Source organism: Bartonella rattaustraliani AUST/NH4 (genome assembly GCF_000312565.1).
Taxonomy (GTDB): Bacteria; Pseudomonadota; Alphaproteobacteria; order Rhizobiales; family Rhizobiaceae; genus Bartonella; species Bartonella rattaustraliani.
In genome coordinates, this window is record NZ_CALW02000039.1 from 1 (window position 1) to 2,448 (window position 2,448).

A 2,448-nucleotide genomic window follows, 5' to 3' on the forward strand; every position below is an offset into this window, starting at 1 on the left:
CTGTTTTATAATGAATTAAAAAACGACTTAAACAGCGATATAAAGCAGGATGACGCCATTGAGATGCTCGCACAGCACCTTGTGACCCGTCCTGTGTTTGAATCCTTGTTTGATGGAAATGAATTTGTACAAAACAATGCTATTTCTCAAGCCATGGAAAAGATCTTAGCTGAATTAGACAAAACAGATATTGAAGAAGAATCCGAAGAACTTCAAGAATTTTATAACAGTGTAAAATGCCGTACGGCTGGTATCACAGATCCGCAAGCAAGACAAAATCTTATTATCACACTGTATGAAAGTTTTTTTTCTAAGGCTTTTAAAAAGACAACAGAGAGGCTTGGAATTGTTTATACCCCCGTTGAGGTTGTAGATTTTATTATTCATTCTGTTGATGATATTTTACGAATTGAATTTGGAAAAAGCTTAGGGTCTCGTGATGTTTCTATTCTTGACCCCTTTACTGGAACGGGTACCTTTATCACAAGGCTTTTACAATCTGGATTGATTAAGCAAGAAGATATGGAATATAAATTCCGTCATGACATTCATGCCAATGAGATTGTTTTATTAGCCTATTATATAGCAGCGATTAACATTGAAACGACCTATCATAGTCTTATGAAAGGGAATTATATACCCTTTAAGCATATTGGTTTAACGGATACCTTCCAGATGCTTGAAGAAAAAGATTTGCTGCGAGGGTTACTCAAGGAAAACAGTGACTATTTAGAACTTCAGAAGAAACTGGATATTAAAGTTATCTTTGGTAACCCACCTTATTCAACTGGTCAAAAGAGTGCAAATGACAATGCAAAAAACACCTCTTATCCCCTATTAGATAAACGTATTGGTGCGACCTATGCAGCCCAATCGCAAGCAAATCTTATGCGGTCACTTTACGATAGTTATATTCGTGCACTTCGTTGGGCGAGTGATCGTATAAAAGACCGTGGCGTTATTGGTTTTGTTACGAATGCAGGTTTTATCAGTGGTCATTCTCTAGATGGTTTACGCAAATGCCTTGTTGAAGAATTTAGTAGCCTTTATATTTTCCATTTACGGGGGGATGCACGAACTTCTGGTGAACAGCGTAAAAAAGAAAGTGGTGGAGTTTTTGGTGAGGGATCTCGAACTCCTATAGCGATTTCCATTCTTGTAAAAAATCCAGATGCGCAACAGCGTGGCAAAATATATTTTCGTGATATTGGTGATTATCTCAAGAGAAAAGAAAAACTTGCGATAATAGAGTCCTTTGGGAGTATTACTGGCATTACACAAAAACAAGGTTGGAAACTCATTACACCAGATAAACATGGTGATTGGATAAAGCAACGTGATGAAAGTTTCAAAACATTTTTAGCTTTAGGTTCTAGAAACAAGCATGATACAAAACTGTTTGAAATCTTTTCGTGCGGTATTGTAACTAGTCGTGATGCGTGGACGTATAACTCAAGCCATGAAGCTTTAGCGAAAAATATGAGTAATATGATTGGCTTTTATAATAGCGAAGTCAAGCGTTTTAATGAATTTTATGGGCATGTTGATTGTGGGACCCGTGAAAAGGCTGTAGATAGTTTCGTGAATTCAGATGCAAGTAAAATCAGTTGGAGCCGTGCTATCAAACAAGAATTGCGTAAAACAAAATCCTTTACGTTTGACAATAACTATCTTACGCAAAGTCTTTATCGTCCTTTTACAAAGCAATGGCTTTATTACAATCGCACCTTTAATGAAATGGTTTCTAAAATACCATGTATATTCCCAATAGGGCAATCCGTTGAAAATAGAGTAATACAGCTTGCAGGTATCGGAGCAAACCGTGGTTTTTCTGTACTCATGACGAATACTTTGCCTAATTTGGATTCAATAGAAAAATGTCAATGCTTTCCACGCTATATTTGCGAAGACGTCACGGTTTCAAAAGATAAAAATAAAAAGCAGCCCCTTTTATTCAAAAGCTCTATAGAGAACGGTGAAACGATTGGCTTACAACGGCGTGATGCACTCACTGATGAAGGCTTAGCACATTTTAAAGCCGCTTATCCTAGTGAAACCATAACAAAAGATGATCTCTTTTATTATGTTTACGGAATTTTACATTCAGAAGATTATCGTGCTCGTTATGCTGATAATCTCTCTAAAGAATTGCCTCGTATCCCTTGTGTGAAAACTACTGAAGATTTTTGGGCTTTTGTTAATGCAGGGCGTGAGCTGGGTCACTTGCATATCAATTATGAAACTGTAACACCTTATCCAGTGACCTTTAAAAATGGTGATCCAAAGCTTACAGACATTTCTAATCCTGAAGAATTTTATTATGTTACGAAAATGGAATTTGCAAAAATTAAGAAACGTAAGGAAAAAGATAAGTCTACTGTCATTTATAATCGTCATATCACAATGACAGATATCCCTCTTGATGCTTATGAGTATATCGTCAATGGC

At 36.5% G+C, this 2,448-nt stretch carries 1 protein-coding gene; it reads left to right on the forward strand.

The window, feature by feature from the left end; translation table 11 throughout:
- Nucleotides 1-2,448, forward strand: a 2,448-nt coding sequence (locus BN67_RS06025) for a type ISP restriction/modification enzyme (protein WP_019223246.1), incomplete at both ends; no start/stop codon positions are given.